Annotated in this window: 11 protein-coding genes; 6 read left to right on the forward strand and 5 right to left on the reverse strand. The window is 39.4% G+C overall.

Annotation, left to right across the window (positions count from 1 at the left end):
• The first annotated feature begins 157 nt into the window (after nt 1-157).
• The 6 genes from FYJ25_RS02875 to FYJ25_RS02900 all read left to right on the forward strand — a co-directional run bounded on the left by FYJ25_RS02875 (nt 158) and on the right by FYJ25_RS02900 (nt 10,835).
• The gene (locus FYJ25_RS02875) at nt 158-3,973 is read left to right on the forward strand and encodes a hypothetical protein (RefSeq protein ID WP_154580498.1); all 3,816 of its coding nucleotides are present in this window, start codon (nt 158-160) and stop codon (nt 3,971-3,973) included.
• Nucleotides 3,974-4,003: 30 nt separating this feature from the next.
• The gene (locus tag FYJ25_RS02880) at nt 4,004-4,645 is read left to right on the forward strand and encodes a MotA/TolQ/ExbB proton channel family protein (protein ID WP_154580499.1); all 642 of its coding nucleotides are present in this window, start codon (nt 4,004-4,006) and stop codon (nt 4,643-4,645) included.
• A 14-nt stretch (nt 4,646-4,659) separates the two neighbouring features.
• Nucleotides 4,660-4,989, forward strand: a complete 330-nt coding sequence (locus FYJ25_RS02885) for a DUF2149 domain-containing protein (protein WP_167513764.1) — start codon at nt 4,660-4,662, stop codon at nt 4,987-4,989.
• Nucleotides 4,990-5,087: 98 nt separating this feature from the next.
• The gene (locus tag FYJ25_RS02890) at nt 5,088-7,043 is read left to right on the forward strand and encodes a hypothetical protein (RefSeq protein WP_154580501.1); all 1,956 of its coding nucleotides are present in this window, start codon (nt 5,088-5,090) and stop codon (nt 7,041-7,043) included.
• A 167-nt stretch (nt 7,044-7,210) separates the two neighbouring features.
• Complete coding sequence (locus FYJ25_RS02895; RefSeq protein WP_154580502.1) at nt 7,211-9,637, forward strand: outer membrane protein assembly factor BamB family protein; 2,427 nt, start codon at nt 7,211-7,213, stop codon at nt 9,635-9,637.
• Nucleotides 9,638-9,716: 79 nt separating this feature from the next.
• A complete protein-coding gene (locus FYJ25_RS02900) occupies nt 9,717-10,835 on the forward strand; it encodes a DUF4430 domain-containing protein (protein ID WP_154580503.1) in 1,119 nt (372 codons plus the stop codon).
• A gap of 207 nt (nt 10,836-11,042) precedes the next feature.
• Here FYJ25_RS02900 and FYJ25_RS02905 read toward each other — a convergent pair whose 3' ends face one another.
• The 5 genes from FYJ25_RS02905 to FYJ25_RS02925 all read right to left on the reverse strand — a co-directional run bounded on the left by FYJ25_RS02905 (nt 11,043) and on the right by FYJ25_RS02925 (nt 18,618).
• Nucleotides 11,043-12,248 (reverse strand): IS256 family transposase, encoded by a 1,206-nt coding sequence (locus FYJ25_RS02905; RefSeq protein ID WP_205677375.1) that lies wholly within the window; start codon nt 12,246-12,248, stop codon nt 11,043-11,045.
• A gap of 257 nt (nt 12,249-12,505) precedes the next feature.
• Nucleotides 12,506-13,270 (reverse strand): IS21-like element helper ATPase IstB, encoded by a 765-nt coding sequence (istB, locus tag FYJ25_RS02910; protein ID WP_154580528.1) that lies wholly within the window; start codon nt 13,268-13,270, stop codon nt 12,506-12,508.
• Nucleotides 13,270-14,820, reverse strand: coding sequence for an IS21 family transposase (gene istA / locus FYJ25_RS02915; RefSeq protein WP_154580505.1), 1,551 nt, complete (start codon nt 14,818-14,820; stop codon nt 13,270-13,272). The genes istB and istA overlap by 1 nt, the downstream gene beginning before the upstream one ends.
• Before the next feature lie 502 nt (nt 14,821-15,322).
• Nucleotides 15,323-16,615, reverse strand: coding sequence for an IS110 family RNA-guided transposase (locus FYJ25_RS02920; protein WP_154580506.1), 1,293 nt, complete (start codon nt 16,613-16,615; stop codon nt 15,323-15,325).
• Nucleotides 16,616-16,908: 293 nt separating this feature from the next.
• On the reverse strand, nt 16,909-18,618 hold the full coding sequence (locus tag FYJ25_RS02925; protein ID WP_154580507.1) for an ATP-dependent DNA helicase: 1,710 nt from the start codon (nt 18,616-18,618) through the stop codon (nt 16,909-16,911).
• Nucleotides 18,619-19,299 lie beyond the last annotated feature (681 nt).

Genomic DNA, 19,299 nt, shown 5'->3' on the forward strand with positions numbered 1-19,299 from the left:
ATGTTATAATTTCACCAATCAAAAAAGAGAGAGCAATCTGTCTTCTAATCGGAAGAACAAAAAAGTTCTATACTTTTATTTCATAAACATCACAAAAACGATTAATTCGTAAAAATATAATGGATGTGTTTCACAAATAAAAATGAGGGAGAAGAACATGAAAAAAAGAAAACAAGTTGGGGTGTGGTTATTGATTATTATGCTTGTTTTGAGCCAGATATCCTGTCCGGGGTCTATGGTTCAGGCGAACGGGACTACAACTGCGCAGGCGGAAGTAGCGCAGGAAGACACCTCATCGAAAACAGAGACCAAAGAAGATACGATAGAAGCGAAGACAAAAAATTCAGAGAAAGCGAGTAAAACCACAAAGGATAAGACGGAAACTGCCGGTCAGGACTCTTCATCAGACAAAGACGAGAAAAGTACTGCGGATAAAGACAAAGCAGACCAAAAAGATGCAAAAGAGGAAGAACAAAAAGACGACAAAGACTCTGAAAAAGAAAGCGGCGAGCAAAAAGACGACGAGGACGTTGAAAAAGAAAAGAGCGAAAAAAAAGATGACGAGGCCGAGGCAAAGAAAGACACTGCGGAAACGACATCAGAAGAGAAGAAGGATGCCTCTTCTTCAGAAGAAAAAAAGGACGAAACCAGCACTGTTGCAACTACGGAACAAACAGAGGCAACGACAGAAACGACCAAAGAGGATGGAGTGGTCGCTTTTGCCAAAAGTAAATCGGTGTTGACCGATGAACTAAAAGATGCAGAGCCTGCTGATGAAGCAAATACTACCTATCAGGTGCAGATTCAGCCGGTAGATGTAAATGATAAGTTTATTTCGGGAACGACAATTACGGTAGAAAAATCAACGGATCAAAGCAATTGGACGCCAGTTAATCCAACAGATGGCAAGCATTCATTGTCAGTGAAAGAGAATGATATTACTTGCTCTTATAGATTCAAAGTTACTACGGAAGGTTATTACGAATATAACAGTGCGGTATTTTCTTTAACGGAAGATGACACAAGATATTTTAATATCAGTTCTTTGGAAGATAACAATATTACAATTACGGCTAAGATGACTCAGATACCAGTAAAATATCAGGGCGATATTAAGCCAGTGGATGAGAACGGTAATTCAATTCCCGTAACTTATAGTAACATCTACTTAGAAAAAACAACGGATCCAACGAATCAGAATAGTTGGAAGAAAATCCCTCAAAATGGTACCTATGAGATGCCTGTGAAAAATGCCGAAGGGAAAGCCTATTATTATCAATTCAGCATTAAGGTGACAGATTATCATTCTTATTCGAGTGAGGTCTTTACTTTGATTCAGGAAAGCGCTTATTTTAGTCTGGATTCTGTGAAAGATGGAATACTGACTATTCAGCCGGTATTGGAGAAGATTTTGAGTCAGTACCGGGTAAATATTAAGGCAGTAGATAGTGAAACAGGGGAAAAAATATTAAACTCTAATGTGACCATGCGCTGGTCATTAGATGCATATAGTACCTATACAAAGGAAGCAGAAGAATCAGGCACATATCTTTTGGATATCAAAAGTGGAAGCAATTGGATATATTACCAATTTGATATTTCTGCAACAGGATATACTTCATATACAGGAGAAAAGTTCTGCTTCCAAAGTGGAGGTGAGAAATATTTTGATGTCAATAAAGTGAATTCATCATTTACGATAGAGATTTCGATGACTTCTGCGGCAACAACGTTGAGAAATGCAAAAGAAAAAGCAATAAATGAACTAGAAAATTATAAAAAATTGTCGGATTACCGTCAGACAGAACAAGAAAAGATACAGGAAACAATTAAAAAATATAAAAATTATATTGAGAATGCCACTACTGTAGCTGATGTTAATTCATATTTGAATAGGGCAAAGAAAGTTATAGATGCTTTGAAAACAAAGATACAGTATGAAGATGAAGAGTATCGAAGCAGGATTTATTTTCTGAATAGCGATGGAGAAAAAAATTATGTAGATCAATATGGTGTTGTAACACTTACTAATATTGAGGATGGTAATTTTTATATCACTCATCCGGATGGTTCGTTATACCAGAATAATGAGTGGGATGCTAAGTGGAGATGTGTATATGAATATCAGGATCAGGATCATCCTGAGAGTATTGCTTTTAATGTGATTATTGGTACCTACGGACAATATGCCGGAAAGTTTATCGGTAAGTATGATGCCACAGTAACTTTGAGTGATCTTGGACGTTCGATTAAGTTTACTGTAAAGATCATAGATGCGAGAATAGACAAGCTTCGTGCTTATGTAGACGGAAAGGATGTTTCTGGCAAAACGATTAATGTAATGGGAAGTGAGAAGAAACAGGCTGTTATTGAAGGAAGATTAAAAGGTACCACCCGCTGGATCTCAATTCCGGCTTATTCCTTACATTATGAAGCAGGTTCATCGACGAGTATCATGCCTGCTACGGGAGTATTTCGGACCTGGGGAAGCAGCGGAAGTGTCACCTACTCTCTGGATGCGGATCGTTCGGTCTGTGTCACGTTATATATTAAGGCAACAATCGTACATCCAACCAGTGTTCGAGTAGAGTGTCCGTCGAAAGCTACTGTAGGTGACTGGAATGGAGCACTCAATCAGTATGTCGGCATCATGCAGGGAAAGGGAGAAGGTCAATATCGCGTTGTTGTGACACCGGAAAATGCATCGAATCCGGGTGTAATATGGAAGGAACTGACCCCGGATGTTGCAACCTTCCAGGGAACTCTTCATAGTGCGGGAATTGTGCCGAAGAAAGCAGGAACGGCAAAGTTTGAAGTATATTGTGTGGATAATCCGAAAGCCAATACGACAGTAACCATATTGTTTCAGTATGAGAAACCACTGAAAACGGCAGAAGTGGAAGAAAAAATATATTATGCTAAACCAAGTGATAAGACTATTAATCTGAATATTATCACCAATGGTCAGAAAGATAGCTCCAAAGGAGCCTCGGAACAGAGATTTGACTGGTCTTACAGTACGTCTGGAGTGGTCAAGGTAACTGATTCCGTACATTATGATAAAACCAGTGTTACCATTCCGAACTGGTTTACCCATACAATTACTATATTGGGAGAGGGGACGGTCACCGTCACGGGAATTCCGTGGGATGATACGGAAAACTGTAAACCGGTGAAGTTTAAGGTGGTGGTTTCCTCGGATCCGGATAAAGATAAGGCAGCCGCAGAGCGTGTAGAAAAGCTGATTTTGAACATTGGAAAAGTTACATTGGAGAAAAAAACAGAGATTAGATATGCCAGGGCAGAATTCCAGGCATTGACCAGTACCCAGAAAGGTCTTGTGGATGATGATATTTATGCCAAACTGGTGGCGGCAGAGTTAGAGTTGCGCCGTCTGGAACGGGGAGATACCGATGAGGATGACGGATCTGGAGGCAATGGCGGAACCGATGCCAAAGGCGACGGAGATGGAAATGGTACCCAGGATGGCGGAGGAGGAACGGCAGGTCAGTCCGGCGATTCCGGCAATGTCGAGACTTCCGGTGGAGATGGTACTGATGCATTCGGAGGAGGAGATGGCACTGGAACCGGTGAGAATGGAACGGGTAATGATTCCTCCATGGCAGGAGATGGAACCCAGTCAGGAACAGAAGATGCTGCCAATGCTCTGGAAAATGCGAGAGCAAGAAGAAGAACTAACTCTCCGGCAGTTGTTCAGGCTGCTTCGACAAGTAATAACAATAGCAGTCCTTCATCCAGTAAAAAAGCAGGAGCTATGGGAATCGGTAAGAAGTTCTACGAGATTGATATTCAGGATATACCAAAAGAAGTGATAAAGGTAGTGGAGAATATCAGCCCGGAGATGAAATTTGCAGTGACAGTCTGTGTTCTGCTTGCATTTATCTATGGATTTATGCGCCGTCGCCGTCAGCACCTGAATGAGGAAGATAACAAAAATGACTTATATAGTTGACTCAATTTGTGAAACAACGGGGAGAAAAATATGATTTCAGAAAATGTAAACAGTATTTTACGAGTAATAATTTCAAACTTTCAGACACCGGTAGTCATCGTTTTGCTCGTATTGATGGTGGCAACCGTAATCGTGACAGGAACCTTTGTTTATGAGTTCTTCATTGAACATCGCAAATTAAAAGCTGACATCCCTCAGTTGATTGAAGCCATTAACAAAGCAGAGATTGAGAATATATCAAATTTGATTGCTGGCAACAAATTACTGCCAAGGCAGAAAAAAGTATTACATCAACTGATTGATGAGAAGAAAATGGAAGAAAATACCAGAGAAACCTATGCGGCACAGCTGTTATTTGAGGAGGAGGAACATTATCAGAAATATCTGAGATGGCCGCAGATGATTTCCAAACTGGGACCAATGTTTGGTCTTCTCGGAACCCTCGTTCCACTGGGACCTGGTCTGATGGCTCTGGGACAGGGCAATACAGAAATGTTATCCCAGTCTCTGTTGATTGCCTTTGATACGACTTCTGCTGGTGTTGTCATAGCGGCTATCGCTCTTGTCATTACTCAGATTCGGAAACAATGGTATCGCAGATATTCTCAGGCACTGGAATCCCTGATGGAAGTGATTCTGGCAAAAATGAAATCAGATACTCAGCCGGAGTGAAAAGGAGGAAAAGAATGTTAAAGAATAGAAAACGACTTTCCCGCTCTTTTGATGCGGAAGACGATAATGAGAATCCAATGGAGAATCTGACGAATCTTTTCGATGTCATGCTGGTATTTGCCTGCGGTCTTATGGTTGCCCTGGTCATGAGTCTGAATGTGGATGTTTCCAGACTTGATCAGGCCGTCATTGAATATAAAAATGATGGCGGAGGCAAAGCAACAGTAGAAGAATCCGACGGATTAAGTATGGAAGAAGTCGGAACAGTCTACCGGGATCCGAAAACAGGAAAAACCTACATCCTGGATGAAACAACCGGTGACGAGGGATATTCAGGGGAATAAATCTTTCCCGATAAAAATGATGATATGTGTCTGAATTGGTCTGGATTTTGGGCATATAACATAAAAAACAAATTCACATCATAAAAAGGAGGAGAAGAATGATGGAAAAAAAGAAACGAAGGAGTCTACGTAATCTGCTGACTATAGTATTTACCTGTGCAATAGTGATGACATTTGCAGGGCTTATAGATAAGATAGTTGTAAATGCGGCGGAGGATAGTATTTGTAAAGTAACTGTAATAGTAAAAGATAAGGAGACTGGAAATGTGATAAACGATGCAACGGTAATTTTTACTGAATATTATCGTAATTCCGAAACTCAGACTTATCCAGAAGTAAAAGTAACTCAGAATGCGGATGGAACTTATAATGTGCCATATGCATATGATAGTGAGTATGGCACTTATTATAGATATTATGCTAAAGCAAGAGGATATAAAGATTCCACAACTTTAGATCGTGCGGGTGTTCCATATGGGAAAACGTTGGAGGTTAACAGTCCGGAAATAAAGGTAGAGGAAATTTCGTTAGAAAAATATCCAGCCGCCACTCGTTTGTTGAATGCAATTGATGATGCCGAGAATGAAATCAAAAATTATGTAAATACAAGCGATTATGATTCAGATCAGGTGCTTGAAATTGAGCAAATTAAAAATACATATTTAAAAAAAATTAATACAATTTTAGATTCAGTAGAAGCAAATGAGGTAACAGATGATGAGGTTGATAAGATAATATCTCAATTGGACGATATTGTTGCAGAAGCAAAAGCTGAACTGGATAAAGTTGCTACATCTCAGGATAATCTGAATGAATCTTATATTAATATGATTTCTTTTACAACAAACACTGATGAAAGAAGGGATTTTTCCAGAAGAGAGGATGAAAAAACAGGTAAGTTTGAAATCAATCTGAGTCTTTTTGATAAAGGCGGTATGTTCAGTGTAACTGGTAATGATCCTGATACATCTGTTACATGGCAGGCAAAACAGGAATTATATTATGAAGGATATGGCAGACAACCTTTTGAAGTTATTGATAATACTTATGTTAAAGGTAAGTTTTTAAATCAGGGAGTAAGCCCGGCTGCTATTCCGATAGCGGCGACGCTTGAGACCGGCACAGTAGATTGTACGGTTACATTTACAAAGGGCGGAAACGAAATAACTGTTACCTTTGTTCTTAATATACTTCCTCGTCACATTAATGATGTTACTGTTAATTGTCCTGAACAAGTGACACTGACAAGAGATGAAAACTTGAATTATAATGCCGTTGTGACCCCTGTTACTTCGGCGGATGAGACAGATAAAGGTTATATGGTTACAATTGATACCGATGATTCATCTTTTAATAATTATAATATTGAGAGTAAAACACCGGATGTTGCTATTGTAAATGATGATAAAGAGATTATTCCTTCAAAAGCTGGAAAGGCAGAATTTGAAGTAACGGTAGCAGGATATGATGATCCAGTATCATTTGAAATCGAATTCCTTCTTTCTGATGAAGAAAAACAGGAGATTGCAGATGCTGCAAAAGTAGAAAACTTGATAGCCGCCCTTGGTACCATTACCTTAGATAAAGAAGCTAATATCAATGCTGCAAAAGCAGCTTACGTTAGTTTGAGTGATAATGCGAAGAAAAAAGTGAGTGCAGAAAGCCTTAAAACATTAGAAACAGCTCAGACAACACTGACTACATTAAAAGAAGCAGCAGCTAAAAAGGCAGCATCAGCAACAACTGCTACTTCCGCAACAAAACAGACTACTTCTACTGTGAAACTGAGCAAAGTAGCTCTGAAAGTGAAAGCTGGAAAGAAAAAAGTAAAACTTACCTGGAAGAAATCTTCCAAAGCTTCTGGATATATCATTTATCGTGCAACCAAGAAAAATGGTAAATATAAACAGATTAAAGTAATCAAGAGTTGGAAGAAGACCACTTTCACAGATAAGAAAGTGAAATCAAAGAAGACTTATTTCTACAAGATTCGTCCTTATAAAGGCAAGGTAAAAGGTCCGGTCTCAGCAGCAAAAAAAGTTAAAGTAAAATAATCTTTGGTACAGGATATGCTGTTGTGTAACTTAGATTTGACGGATTCTTATAGTAATTCGTAATTCTCAATTCATGTGACAGTAACAGATTATGTTCTGTCGCAGCACTGGGGCTTGTCCGGTGTATCTAACCGGACAGGTCTTTCTGTGCTTCTCAGGAGGGAAGAATGAACAAGAAAAAAATAAGAAAAATATTTTTTGGATTAATTATGGCATGTGTTGTTTTATTTCCTGCTGCAAAGGTACATGCAGAAGATACAACAACAGAAATCTGGACAAGATATCAGAATAATGCCAAAAATAATGGTGTAACCAATCATCCGGGACCAACATCACAGGCAAATGCACTGTCCATCTGGGAAAATAACCTTAATGTTTCAATGGCAAAAACTCCTCCTTTAATTATTGGTGATTATCTATATACTGCCAGTGGAAATAAAGTGTATTGTCTTGACAAAACAACAGGAAAACAGGTTAAAGTATCCGATGATTTGGTTGGTAGTGTAGGGTTTGGACTTCATCCAATGGTGTATGCGAAGGGGACGCTTTATGTTATGACCAACGCAAATGGCATGGTGAGAATCGAAGCCGTGCATGCGACCACATTAAAGAAACTATGGTCCAGTGCCGGTGTGCCAGGAGATGTGTATTCTCCTCTGACCTATCATGAATTTGATGGAAAAGGATACCTTTATACCGGAACATGGCAGGGAATAGGAACGAAAGGTTACTATTTCTGTGTAGCTGCAGAGAATAATGGAAACCAGAATGCAAGTGATCTTGTGTGGCAGAATGAATATCAATATGGTTTTTACTGGGATGGAGCTTATATCGATGATAATTATATGGCATTTGCTTCCGAGAACAGTCAAAGTGATAAGGGTACTGCAGCGGACTCGACACTTTATATCGTAAATCCATTGACGGGAGAACTTATTGATTCGATGTCTAATTTGTCTGGAAATATCCGCAATACCGTAACTTACGATAACGGATATTTATATCTGGCTACTATGACAGGACGATTATATAAGATTCCGTTGACATCTGATTATCATGTTTATAATTCGGGGGTTCAATATATAGATCTCGGCGGACCAATTAGAACAACCACGATTGTTCATAATAATAGAATTTATGTTGGTGTAGGAAGTAAAGGTAATGTAAAAGCACACTATGCTGTGATTGATGGATCATCACTTACTAAAAGTTATACGGTAGATGTTGCTGGAGATCCGACCGGAACACCAGTTTTATCTACGGCAGAAGAAGATATAGATGGAACTCTTTATCTGTATTATACCTGCAATGTGTATCCGGGTGGTCTCTACTATTTTACAGATAAAGCCGGTCAGACATCAGGTACAGGACAGGTTCTGTTTACACCTGCTGATTCTCAGCAACAATTCTCTATCAGTTCCCTTGCGCTTGATACGAACGGAACTATTTATTATAAGAATGACAGTAACTATGTGATGGCAATCGCCCCGAAACTGATTAATGGGTTAACTGTAATACCGGATAAAGGAAGCGTAAACTGGAAAGATAATTTTGAACCTGCCACAAAAACTTATCAGCTCACGGCAGGGGATAATGTTGACAGACTTGATTTTAAAATCAGTGCTGGTTCTGACGTAACCTGTAAATATACAGTAAACGGTGTGGATAAAGGGACAAACGGAAGTGTATCTTTAACTTCAGATACAACGAAGGTTGTGCTAACTTTAACTCAAAAAGCGATAACAGTTTCTTACACATTTAATATTAAAAAGGTAACAGCCTCAGATACATCACTTGGACTTCTTTATTTCGGAGCAAAGGGAGCCCTTGAACTGGCAGGGAAGAATCTACTTCAGCCTATTACAGATGAAAGAACGGAGTATAGTGTTGATCTTCGGAAAACTCCGGCAGATAATACGATTTTATGGATTCGATCTTTAAATTCTGGTGCAAGAGTTGCGGTTTATGCAGTTGAAAATCTGAAAAAAGAGGACTCAAATACGGGATTAAAAGCAGGCCAGGAATTATTATTCGACACAGTTGATATGGAAAATACCTATAAATATACTATTGATCCTGTTGATAGTAAGAAAAATACGGTTATCCGGGTTCGCATTACATCAGCTGATGAAAAGTATACAAAAGATTATACGGTTTCCTTTATTCGTGCAGATGCTCAGCAAACTGTCACTCCAGCACCAAGCACACCACAGACCCCGAGTACCCCGCAGACTTTTACGACTCAGAAGCAGACAGCTACTCAGGCGTCAAATAGTACTACTGCCAAAAAGACAACGACTACGGTAAGCATTAAGAAACCAAAGAAAATCACTGGCTTTAAGGTAAAGAAAACCGGCAAGAAACTGGTTCTCAAATGGAAGAAAGTAAAAGGTGCATCTGGATATCAGATTATTGTTGCGAAAGATAAGAAATTCCGTAAATCCAAAAAGATGTTTGTAGTCAAGAAAGCGTCTTTAATCACAAAGAAGATCAAATACACCAAAAAGATGAAGTACGTGAAGATTCGCGCATACGTGAAGAAGAGCGGAAAGACTGTGTACGGTTCTTACAGTAAAATTCTAAAAATTAAATAATTTTTCTTAAAAGAAATTGATCAGGCGATAATCATTTACATTGAAAAGATGGAAAACGTATTTTGAAAAGGAGGATAATATGACAAATTTTAATAAAGTTTTGCGTCAATATCTCTTGCTGCCGACTCTTGCATTATTCCTGTGTCTCTTCCTTGGCATTAATGCAAAAGCGGCAACCGGAGGAAAAGTATATGTTACAGTAGAAAAATTTACTCTTGGACAGGGGTATCTCGTAGAGCCAACGGAAGTTGAAATTGCAGAAGGGGAAAAAGCATCCTCTGTCCTGGAAAAAGTATTAAAAGCCAATGGATATCAGTATTCTCTCTATGATGAAGTCTGGTATCTGGCAGGAATCAAAAATGCAGATTCCGGCACCGTAAAGGTTCCATCCTGTATCCAGAGCAAATGGGGAAGTAACCTATCCTCCAAGTCTGGAAAAGATTTATTTCAGTATGATTACAGCTCACAATCCGGATGGATGTATTTTGTAAATAACGAAAGTCCATCAGTATCGGCAGATGGCTACACCCTGAAAAATGGTGATGTAGTTCGTCTTTGCTTTACACTTTATGGTTGGGGTGGAGACCTGGGTTGTGAATATGATAAATATCTGGTGCTTCCAAACATGGATACTCTCATCAAGCGTATGGCAATCTTCAATGCCAACAAGGCAATTTGTGTGGAAAAAGGATATCAGACAGCTTATAATGAAGCATTGGCCCTTGCAAAAAATATGGATGCTTACGTAATTAAAGATGATAAATCCAATCAGAGCCAGATGACAGCAAAGATTCAGAATGCATACAACAAACTTCCGTCTGATGAGACAGTAGTTCAGTTAAAAGCAGAGAAAGCAGCAGCAAAGGCAGCCGCAAAAGCAGCAGAAGCGCAGAAGATTCTGAAATATACACCAAAAGCTCCAACACTTAAAACTGTAAAATCCAAGAAAACCCGCACTGCGACTCTTACCTGGAATAAAAATAAAAAAGCAACCGGTTATGTGATTTACATGTCTACAAAGAAATCATCTGGTTACAAAAAAATCACAACTATCAAAAAATGGAATAAGATTACTTATACAAAGAAAAAACTCAAAAAGAATAAGAAATATTATTTCAAACTCAAAGCCTACAAGACAGTAAGCGGAAAGAAATACTACTCAGCTTATTCAAATGTAAAAAAAGTGAAAGTCAAATAATGAAACCAACACGATTCGCCTGATCTACAAAAGGCGGTGTGAAATTTTCTCTGTAAATTGGTCTTCTATGATAATTGCCTGGGAGTAAATGGTATTTTTTACCATTTACTCCCTTGATTTATATATAACAAGAATCCGATGGCATGTCAAGAGCGGCTCCATTTATGGAGCCGTACATTTACTCTTGATATGGCAGCCGGATTTTTGTTATTCAGACATCCTTTCCGGATACATGATCACTAATTCTGCCCTTACTTTTCCCCAGTTTCTTATTGGCATCGTCCATTTTTTTGCTACTTCAAACGTAGAAAGATACAAGGCTTTTAAGAGAGCCTGGGAGCTTGGAAATACGCTCCTTTGTTTATTCAGTCTTCGGTAAGATGAATTCAGGGATTCGATTGCATTGGTCGTATAAAAAGCGGTCCTTGTCTCTTTGGAGAATTTAAAGATCGGTGATATGGCATCCCAGTTTTCTCTCCACCGGTTTAAGACCCCTGGGTAGTGTGTCTCCCATTTTTCAGAAACCATATCCAATTGACTCAATGCAGCTTTTTCATCCGGAGCGGTATATATCGTTTTCAGCTCTTTTGCAAAAGCTTTCATGTCTTTGTTTGCCACATATTTCAGTGTGTTCCTGACCATATGGACAATACAGCGCTGCTGTTCTGTCATTGGAAATGCCGCAGTGATTGCCTCTTTTATCCCTGTCAGCCCATCCGAGCAGAGGATCAGGATATCACGGACTCCGCGGTTTTTCAGGCTGTTCAGGACACTCAGCCAGTATTTACTGCTTTCGTTTTCACCGATCACGATGGTAAGTACCTCTTTTTTTCCTTCCTCGTTGATGCCGAGGACAACATATGCCGCAAGTTTTCGGATCACACCATCATCCCGGACGGAAAAATGTACGGCATCAATGAATACAATCGGATAGACAGCTGCCAGCGGACGGTTCTGCCATTCCTCAATCCGGGGCAGCAGCCCGTCCGTGATATCAGAAATCATACCTTCACTGACTTCGAATCCATAAATATCCTCAATAGTATCGGAAATCTGGCGGGTCGTCATTCCTTTTGCATACATGGCAATGATCTTATCATCGATAGCGGAAATATCTTTTTTCCGTTTCGGGACGATCTTTGGCTCAAAAGTGCTTTCCCGGTCCTGCGGGACATCCACTTCGAACTCGCCGTATTTGCTCCGCACTCGTTTAGATTTTGTGCCATTACGGTAATTCGGTTCTTCAGAACGTTCATATTTTTCATATCCAAGATGGTCGTTCATCTCGGCTTCCAGCATTTCCTGGATAGTACCGGAAAGAAGATCTTTCAGGGCATCCTGGATATCTTCCGCAGTTTCGATATCATACTCCTGGAGCAGCCCCTGGATGATGTTTCTTTTTCCTTCTGTCATTGGTTTCGGTTTGTAAACTTTTTTCTTTCTGTTTGCCATAATAAAAGGCCTCCTCATATAATCAAGTGTTTTCCATTGAAAATACAAGCTTTTCACCCTTTATTATCTCAGTGAACAAGCCTATGTTATGAGCAATTCGATGTATCAGATACTAAAATAGCGGATGAATGAATATTCCGATGGCGGGAACCGCCCGAACCGGCGGTTGGTGCCAACCAATCCGGGCAAATGTTCCAATGGTTCCGGCATCGGAACCGTTAATTACTTTCCTTAATTCCATATATTTCTCTCATTGATCTGTCATGTTCTTTATCTATATATTGGATCTCTATCAGATAAGAGTCATGAACGATCCGGTCAAGAATAGCATCTGCTATCTGGCCTTCTGGAAATTTATTGTACCAGCCCATTGGTGCATACTGAGAGCAAAAGATGGTTGAAGATCTGTGGTGGCGTGCATGGATAATCTCCAGGAGATCCCTCGCTTCTGTCTCAGTAAGTTTGATGAGCAGCCATTCATCCAGAATAAGCAGCGTATATTTCTGGTACTGTCTGATTACTTCTTTAAATTTTCCTTCTCCTCTGGCAACTGCCAGTTCCGAAAGAAGTTCAGGAAGACGGATATATTTCGTAGAAAAATAATGTTTACATGCTTCCATCCCAAGAGCACAGCTCAGATAAGACTTTCCCGAACCGGTTGCTCCGGTAATGATGATATTATGTTTGTCCTGGATATATCCGCAGGTGGACAGCCGTTCAATGAGACTTTTATTCAGTTTTCTTCCGGATGTGTAGTTGATATCATGGATATTTGCCTGTGGCTGGTCGAAGGATGCTTTTTTGATAAGGCGTTCCCGTTTCTTAGCTTTACGGGCCGTATATTCCATGTCCACCAGCAGCCCAAACCGATCTTCAAATGATAATTCCTGCATGGAACTGTCGGCCAGCTGGAGGCGGTATGTATCTGCCAGAGTGGTGAGTCTCATCTCAATCAGTTTGTTGATAGTAGTTTCGTTGGTCATCATTCCTTACCTCCGTAGTATTCTGCTCCTCTGGTATAGCCATAAGGATTCGGTTCTTCTGGTGGCATTTCGTTTGCTGGTTCACTGTCCGCAAGTTTATCATGTCCGGTTGCAAGAATGTTCTTCACGCTCTTATAACTGGGATGTGGAGTATAGGAAAGTGCTTTCTTACAGGCTGCTTCCAGACGTTCCACCGAATATTTGTCTGCCAGTTTCAATAGTCCCATGCAGGCTTTATATCCCTGCTGTTCCACTTTGTAAGAAGAGAGGATTGATCTTACGGTGATACAGGTACTGGTACCGATCTTTTCGGCCCATGAAATAAATCTTTCCCCATTCCATTTCAGATACTTCTGATGGTCAGGTGGCATATGGATCTCCATTGTACTGTATTGTCCCGGTCGTCCGTAAAGACGCTTATGGGAACAGATCCTCTGATTGTGGTAAAAGACTTCCACAACAGACCGGGTCAGACGGACGTCTACCTTCTGACGGATATATTCGTAAGGAACTGAGTATTGCATCTTGTCCACAGATATATGATAATTAAACTGTACAGTGGCCTGTTTCCACTGGGACAATTCATATGGGGCAGACGGCAGTGGGGTAAGGAAAGGTTTTTCATCCTCGAGAAAAACACTGTATCGGCTGCCTTCTCTTTTTTGAAAAGGTGCATGGTTAAAATCTTCCAGGCGATGATGGATTTCTTTGTTTAATTCAGCTAATGAAAAAAATTTTTCATTCCGGATCGCCGCAGTGATCCATGTGGAGATCACACCGACTGTTCCTTCTACGGATGCTTTGTCCTTGGGAGTTCGGACACGCGCTGGGATAACAGCAGTATTATAATGTTCTGCCATCTCATGGTAAGTTTTATTGATCTTTGGGTTGTACCAGTCACTATGGTCAACCCCGGTACGTAGGTTATCTGGAATGAGCATCCTCGTGCTTCCGCCAAAGTATTGATACATATGGACATGAGCAGAGATCCAGCTTTCCATATCCATGGAAAAGAAAGCTTCCACATATGCATACATGCTGTAATTCAGGACACCTACAAATAAATAGCAGGGAATGACATCTCCGGTAAAAGGATCGACCACTTTTGCCGTTTTGCCAGCCCAGTCAACCTCGATCTGTTCCCCTGGTTTTCTTGGGATATGCATGGTGGCACGGTTTTTTTCGCGATACTTCTGATAATGAAAACAGAACTGTGAATACATCAGAGGCAATTGGTTTATCTGCCTGCATTCTTCACAGTATTCATTCCAGAGTAGTTTTAAAGTGACTCCATTGCGCATCATTTCCTTATCGATATAATCGTAATCAGGATATCTGCGCTCCACAGATGGAATATATTTATCCGGAAAAAGGATTTTTTCCAGATCGGCATCTGTGGTATCGGCTTTTAATGGCCATGTGATGTCCAGTTCCTTTGCACGGTTTAATACATTACGTACCGTTTTTCTGGCACATCCACAACTGTTGGCAATGCCAGTTTGATTAATCCCCAGGCTTGCAAGCCGAAGGATCTCACGATATTTGGTCATAATAGCTGACCTCCTTATAATAGATTTACATCGAAAAACGATGCATAATCTTATTATAAAGGATTGGAACATTGCCGGAATCACTGGAACGTTATCCCGGAATGATTGGAACCAAAGTCCGGTTTGAGTGTGAAATCACGCCCGGAATATTCAGATGAAGGGTACACGAAATAAAACGTCATCGTTTTATCTATACTGGCCGTGTGTATACCCGTCCCTCTATGGCAGCTAACCTCCTATATCCACCAGGATCATCTCTGTCTCCAGAGGTCCTAACTTCCTTCGTCCTGCCTGCCCATAACCAGGGTGTCAGCTATGCTCCTATACGAGGTCCTGCCTCATGGACTTTATGACTGCCGACTACAGGCTCATTCTTTGTATTATTGATTACTACTGACTCGCTTCCTGTACCAGCACTTCGATTAGTGGACGTTACCTGTTACATTCTGCTTTGTTCAATGACAGTCCAGATGACTGCCTCCTACATTGTTACCTGTTTGATCTATGCTGCCTGCAGATATACTGCTGGTCTCTTGATATCGCTGATCATCTTCTTAGGATCATAGTCCACACCTTTCGTCAGCATTGCATAAAAGACTCGGATCAGTTTTGTTGCAACAGCCATGAGTGACTGCATCTTCTTTAAAGGGTTTCGTTTTCTGGTCGTGTAATACACATGAAGTTCTCTGAACTCCGGATTCTTCGCCACAAGTGACATTGCAACCTCGAAGAGCAGATATCGAAGTCTCTTCCGACCTCGTCTGCTTATTGTTGTCTTGCCCTTGTGCTTGCCTGAACTGTTTTCAACCAGTGCCAAACCTGCAAGCTTCTGCAGTTCTTTTGGGTTGTCAAAGCGACTGATATCTCCAACTTCTGCAAGGAATCCAGACACAGTCTTGATTCCTACACCCTTGATTTCCAAAAGCTTTTCAGCCATTGGGATCTGCTTTACCAGTTCTTCGATAAGAGCCATAACTTCCTGAAGACGAGCATTTCTGGATTCATAATCCTCCAAAAGCATCCGAATCTCCATTCTTGCGGACAATGCACCTTCTTTACTTCCGACACTGTGCTCAGCAGCTTCAATCAGGGTCTTTGCCCTCGCTTTTCCTACTGCTCTTAACTTTGCATTTCGCCAGATTTGGTTCACTCCATCGATACCCAACGTCAGGATATCTTCCGGAAGTGGTGCTATTTTAAGAATCATCATTCCGCTTTTGGCATCCGGTTGCCCGTAAACCGTCTTGTATTCAGGAAAATATATATTGAACCAACGACTGATCCTGTTCTGAATTCTTGTAAGTTCCGCCTGTAACTGAAATCTCATGTTCGAAGCTGTTCTAAGATCAGCATAAACACCGTCTGGTAGGTATGGGATCATATATCGTCCCTCTCGGACTAAGCCTGCAATGACCTTCGGATCCTTACGATCATTCTTTGTTGGATTGTTGTCATCGAGTTCTTTTGATTTCTTCACATGATGTGGATTTACCAGAACCGGCTTCATCTCATTATCCTGAAGGAACTTTCCGAGATTGAACCAGTAGTGCCCAGTAGGTTCCATCCCCGGAACCACCTTATCCTTGCCATGCTTTTCTTTGATGTTCAAGATCCATGCCTTAAATGTCATGAATCCAGCCTCGTTATTACTAAATTTAAAAGGTTTCTTTGAATACTCCATTCCCCTGAAATCAAAAGCTCTGGCATAATGCGTTTCACTTCCGACATCGATTCCGAGCACCAAAGTTGTTTCAGTTATTGCTTCAATTTTTGCGTTTTGTGTGTTAGACTTCATTGTAGATACCTCTCTGTTCAATAAGATTTTTACCAACCGCCAAGTCAGTAGTCTTATTGTACTCTGAGGTATTTTCAATTTTCAACATCCACGTTTTTTATTATACAGGAAGCTCCTATGATAGGATGAGAATGGTGTCTCAAGCCAAATTCAAAATCAAAGGAGGCGGTCCAAATGGACAATAAAAGTATATCACATAGTGTGTCCCCTGAATGCCATACTTTTTAGAATGGTAATGCCTTATATGTTGAAAGATTGGTTTAACGTGCTTCTTCGTAGAAAAAATACAATAATCATATTCCTAAATCTTTTTTGGTTAGAAGCTGAGTAAAATAGACATTAGATAAATTTGTAGCTCTTGTAATTGCTGTGTAAAGCATAGCGTCATCGAACATAGGCGGATGGATGACTATATCCTGATTAATCGTCATGCCTTGCGCTTTATGGATTGTTATAGCATGCGCCGGTTCCAGAGGAAATTGTCGGATTTTCATACCGTTATCAAGATCAATTATTTGTTTTTTTACTAGAACTTCATTTCCGCCTATTACGTCTACTTTTATTGTTTTTTTATTGATTTTAGTGATTTTACCTAGATCTCCTTTCGAATATTTGGATGTTGATAGCATGAAGTATACAGGCATGCCAACATAAACCTCTAATGAATAACTATCATCCATTGTACTCTCCTCGACAAAATGTACATAATCATGTTGTTGTATTATTGTTTCATTTACATTTTTAGCTTCGCTTCGGTAAGAACATAGATGAAGTGCATTTTGATCATATCTTTTTTCTGGGTTAACTTTTGTATTCAATAATTTAATAATAGATGGGTCTTTGTATCTTACTCGATTGCAATTTAAGGCGTCAGCTATATTGTCCTGCCGTATAATACTGGTTAATTCTATTTCGCTGAATTGGAATGAATTATATAACGGTGATTTTTCTATTTGACCTTTTCCTATTTGGGATTTATTCATTTTCCACGCTTTGCAAAGAGATTTTAAATCGTCTTTTGGCATTACTGGAGGCAATTGTGCATTATCACCGCATAGTATTATCTGGATTTTTTTATTTTCTCTATTTTCGATTTCTCTTATTATTCTTGCAACTTGATGAAAGAGATCAAATCGTAACATCGAACACTCATCAATTATTACTTTTGATATATTGGGAAAATTTTCCATATATTGATATGGAGAATTTGGGCTGTAATTTTTGGGCTCGAGATTAAATGCTTTATGGATGGTTATACCTCCTACATTTGATGCTGCCCGGTTGCTTGGGGCAACTATGATCGTGCCTTTCTTTTCTTCATCAGTTAAATTATCTACGAATAAGCGCAGTAATGTTGTCTTTCCGGTGCCAGCCCCGCCGTTAATGCGGATGTTATGGCCTTCGCGGAGTAACTGCAATGCGGCGTCAAAGTTAACATTGTCTTTGTTATCCTTGTCTTGTATTGATTTTTTTTTCAGGCTTTTTACTTTTGAACGAGAAAAACCAAAGATCTCCATAATCTCACGTTCTGTTTTTCCTTCTTTTACTAATTCTTGAACTACTTTAGCTTGTTCGTTAATCTGCTCAGATTTTGGTTTACTGTTGTTTTCTTTTAATTTGCCTTTATATCTATTTTTATCATATTCTTTTCGCTCTTCTGCCGTGAAATCTCTTCGAATGTGATATTTTGATAATTGTTCCCAGGTTAGACCGGTGATTTTTCTTAAGTGATGACCAACCTTTTTTTTATATTTGTCATTTTTTTGTTCGGCAGACTCTGTTTGAATAAGTAAATCCGTCGATAATGGATATGTAAACATTTTGTTTAAAGATTCTATTTTTTCTTTTGCAAGATCATGATTCTCATTTAATGCATAGTGACAGATACGATACACCCATAAAATGTTTTGTTTTTGTTGATCAATAATATCTGGATTTTTTTTATATAATTTGTAATAATATCCATTATTACAATGTACAGACCAGCGTCTTCTTTTTGGCATTGAACCTGATTATCCATAGATACTGGGTTATTATGATATTCGTTTATATTCAAGATTATTTCCCTCCCTGTTTATACGTTTATTTAAATATTTCTTTAATAACGTTATGGAGAAAAGGAATGAAAATAATATTTCATTTTTATATTGGTATTTTTGATAAAGTATTTTAAAAAAGTTGCAGAGAATTATCTGGTTTATATAGGATAAGTTTTTATTTTTTTAAGTCATTTTCTTGGAGCTGAGGATTGAGGAGATTAACTTCGATGGGTCTTTTTTTTTCAAGTAAGTTATAATAATATATATAAAAAAACTGAAATAATTTTTTTATCTTGACTACACAGTAATTTTTTGAAAATGGGAAATATTCTTGTTTCCTGCTGTAGTCTTTGGCAGGATTAGAGAAATATTCTTGCGAGAAGAATCGTAATTATTTTCTTTTATTTACTATCTACAAAATAAAAAGAAAAAATTGAAAAATCAAGCTGCTTCCTGTTTTCTCCCTGATTAAATCTTTTGTTTATCATATGGGGAAGAATTTGGGATGGCAAGAATCGTCTACTGGCAAATGATCCTATGTATTGAATGGAGAAATGCTCCCCACATCCAAGAAAGAAGGGCTGGATGGGGATCTTGGCTGAAGATGATGTGTGTTGGCAGGGGTAGGATATGAGATGGCAAGGG

This window comes from Anaerobutyricum soehngenii, assembly GCF_009697165.1.
GTDB classification, from domain to species: domain Bacteria; phylum Bacillota; class Clostridia; order Lachnospirales; family Lachnospiraceae; genus Anaerobutyricum; species Anaerobutyricum soehngenii.

Excerpts from the sequence above, each read along its gene's own strand:
- FYJ25_RS02920 (WP_154580506.1), bottom strand. The coding sequence starts at position 16,615 with ATGAAGTCTAACACACAAAACGCAAAAATTGAAGCAATAACTGAAACA.
- FYJ25_RS02890 (WP_154580501.1), top strand. The coding sequence starts at position 5,088 with ATGATGGAAAAAAAGAAACGAAGGAGTCTACGTAATCTGCTGACTATA.
- FYJ25_RS02900 (WP_154580503.1), top strand. The coding sequence starts at position 9,717 with ATGACAAATTTTAATAAAGTTTTGCGTCAATATCTCTTGCTGCCGACT.
- FYJ25_RS02885 (WP_167513764.1), top strand. The coding sequence starts at position 4,660 with ATGTTAAAGAATAGAAAACGACTTTCCCGCTCTTTTGATGCGGAAGAC.
- istB (WP_154580528.1), bottom strand. The coding sequence starts at position 13,270 with ATGACCAACGAAACTACTATCAACAAACTGATTGAGATGAGACTCACC.
- FYJ25_RS02895 (WP_154580502.1), top strand. The coding sequence starts at position 7,211 with ATGAACAAGAAAAAAATAAGAAAAATATTTTTTGGATTAATTATGGCA.
- FYJ25_RS02905 (WP_205677375.1), bottom strand. The coding sequence starts at position 12,248 with ATGACAGAAGGAAAAAGAAACATCATCCAGGGGCTGCTCCAGGAGTAT.
- FYJ25_RS02880 (WP_154580499.1), top strand. The coding sequence starts at position 4,004 with ATGATTTCAGAAAATGTAAACAGTATTTTACGAGTAATAATTTCAAAC.
- FYJ25_RS02875 (WP_154580498.1), top strand. The coding sequence starts at position 158 with ATGAAAAAAAGAAAACAAGTTGGGGTGTGGTTATTGATTATTATGCTT.
- istA (WP_154580505.1), bottom strand. The coding sequence starts at position 14,820 with ATGACCAAATATCGTGAGATCCTTCGGCTTGCAAGCCTGGGGATTAAT.
- FYJ25_RS02925 (WP_154580507.1), bottom strand. The coding sequence starts at position 18,618 with ATGCCAAAAAGAAGACGCTGGTCTGTACATTGTAATAATGGATATTAT.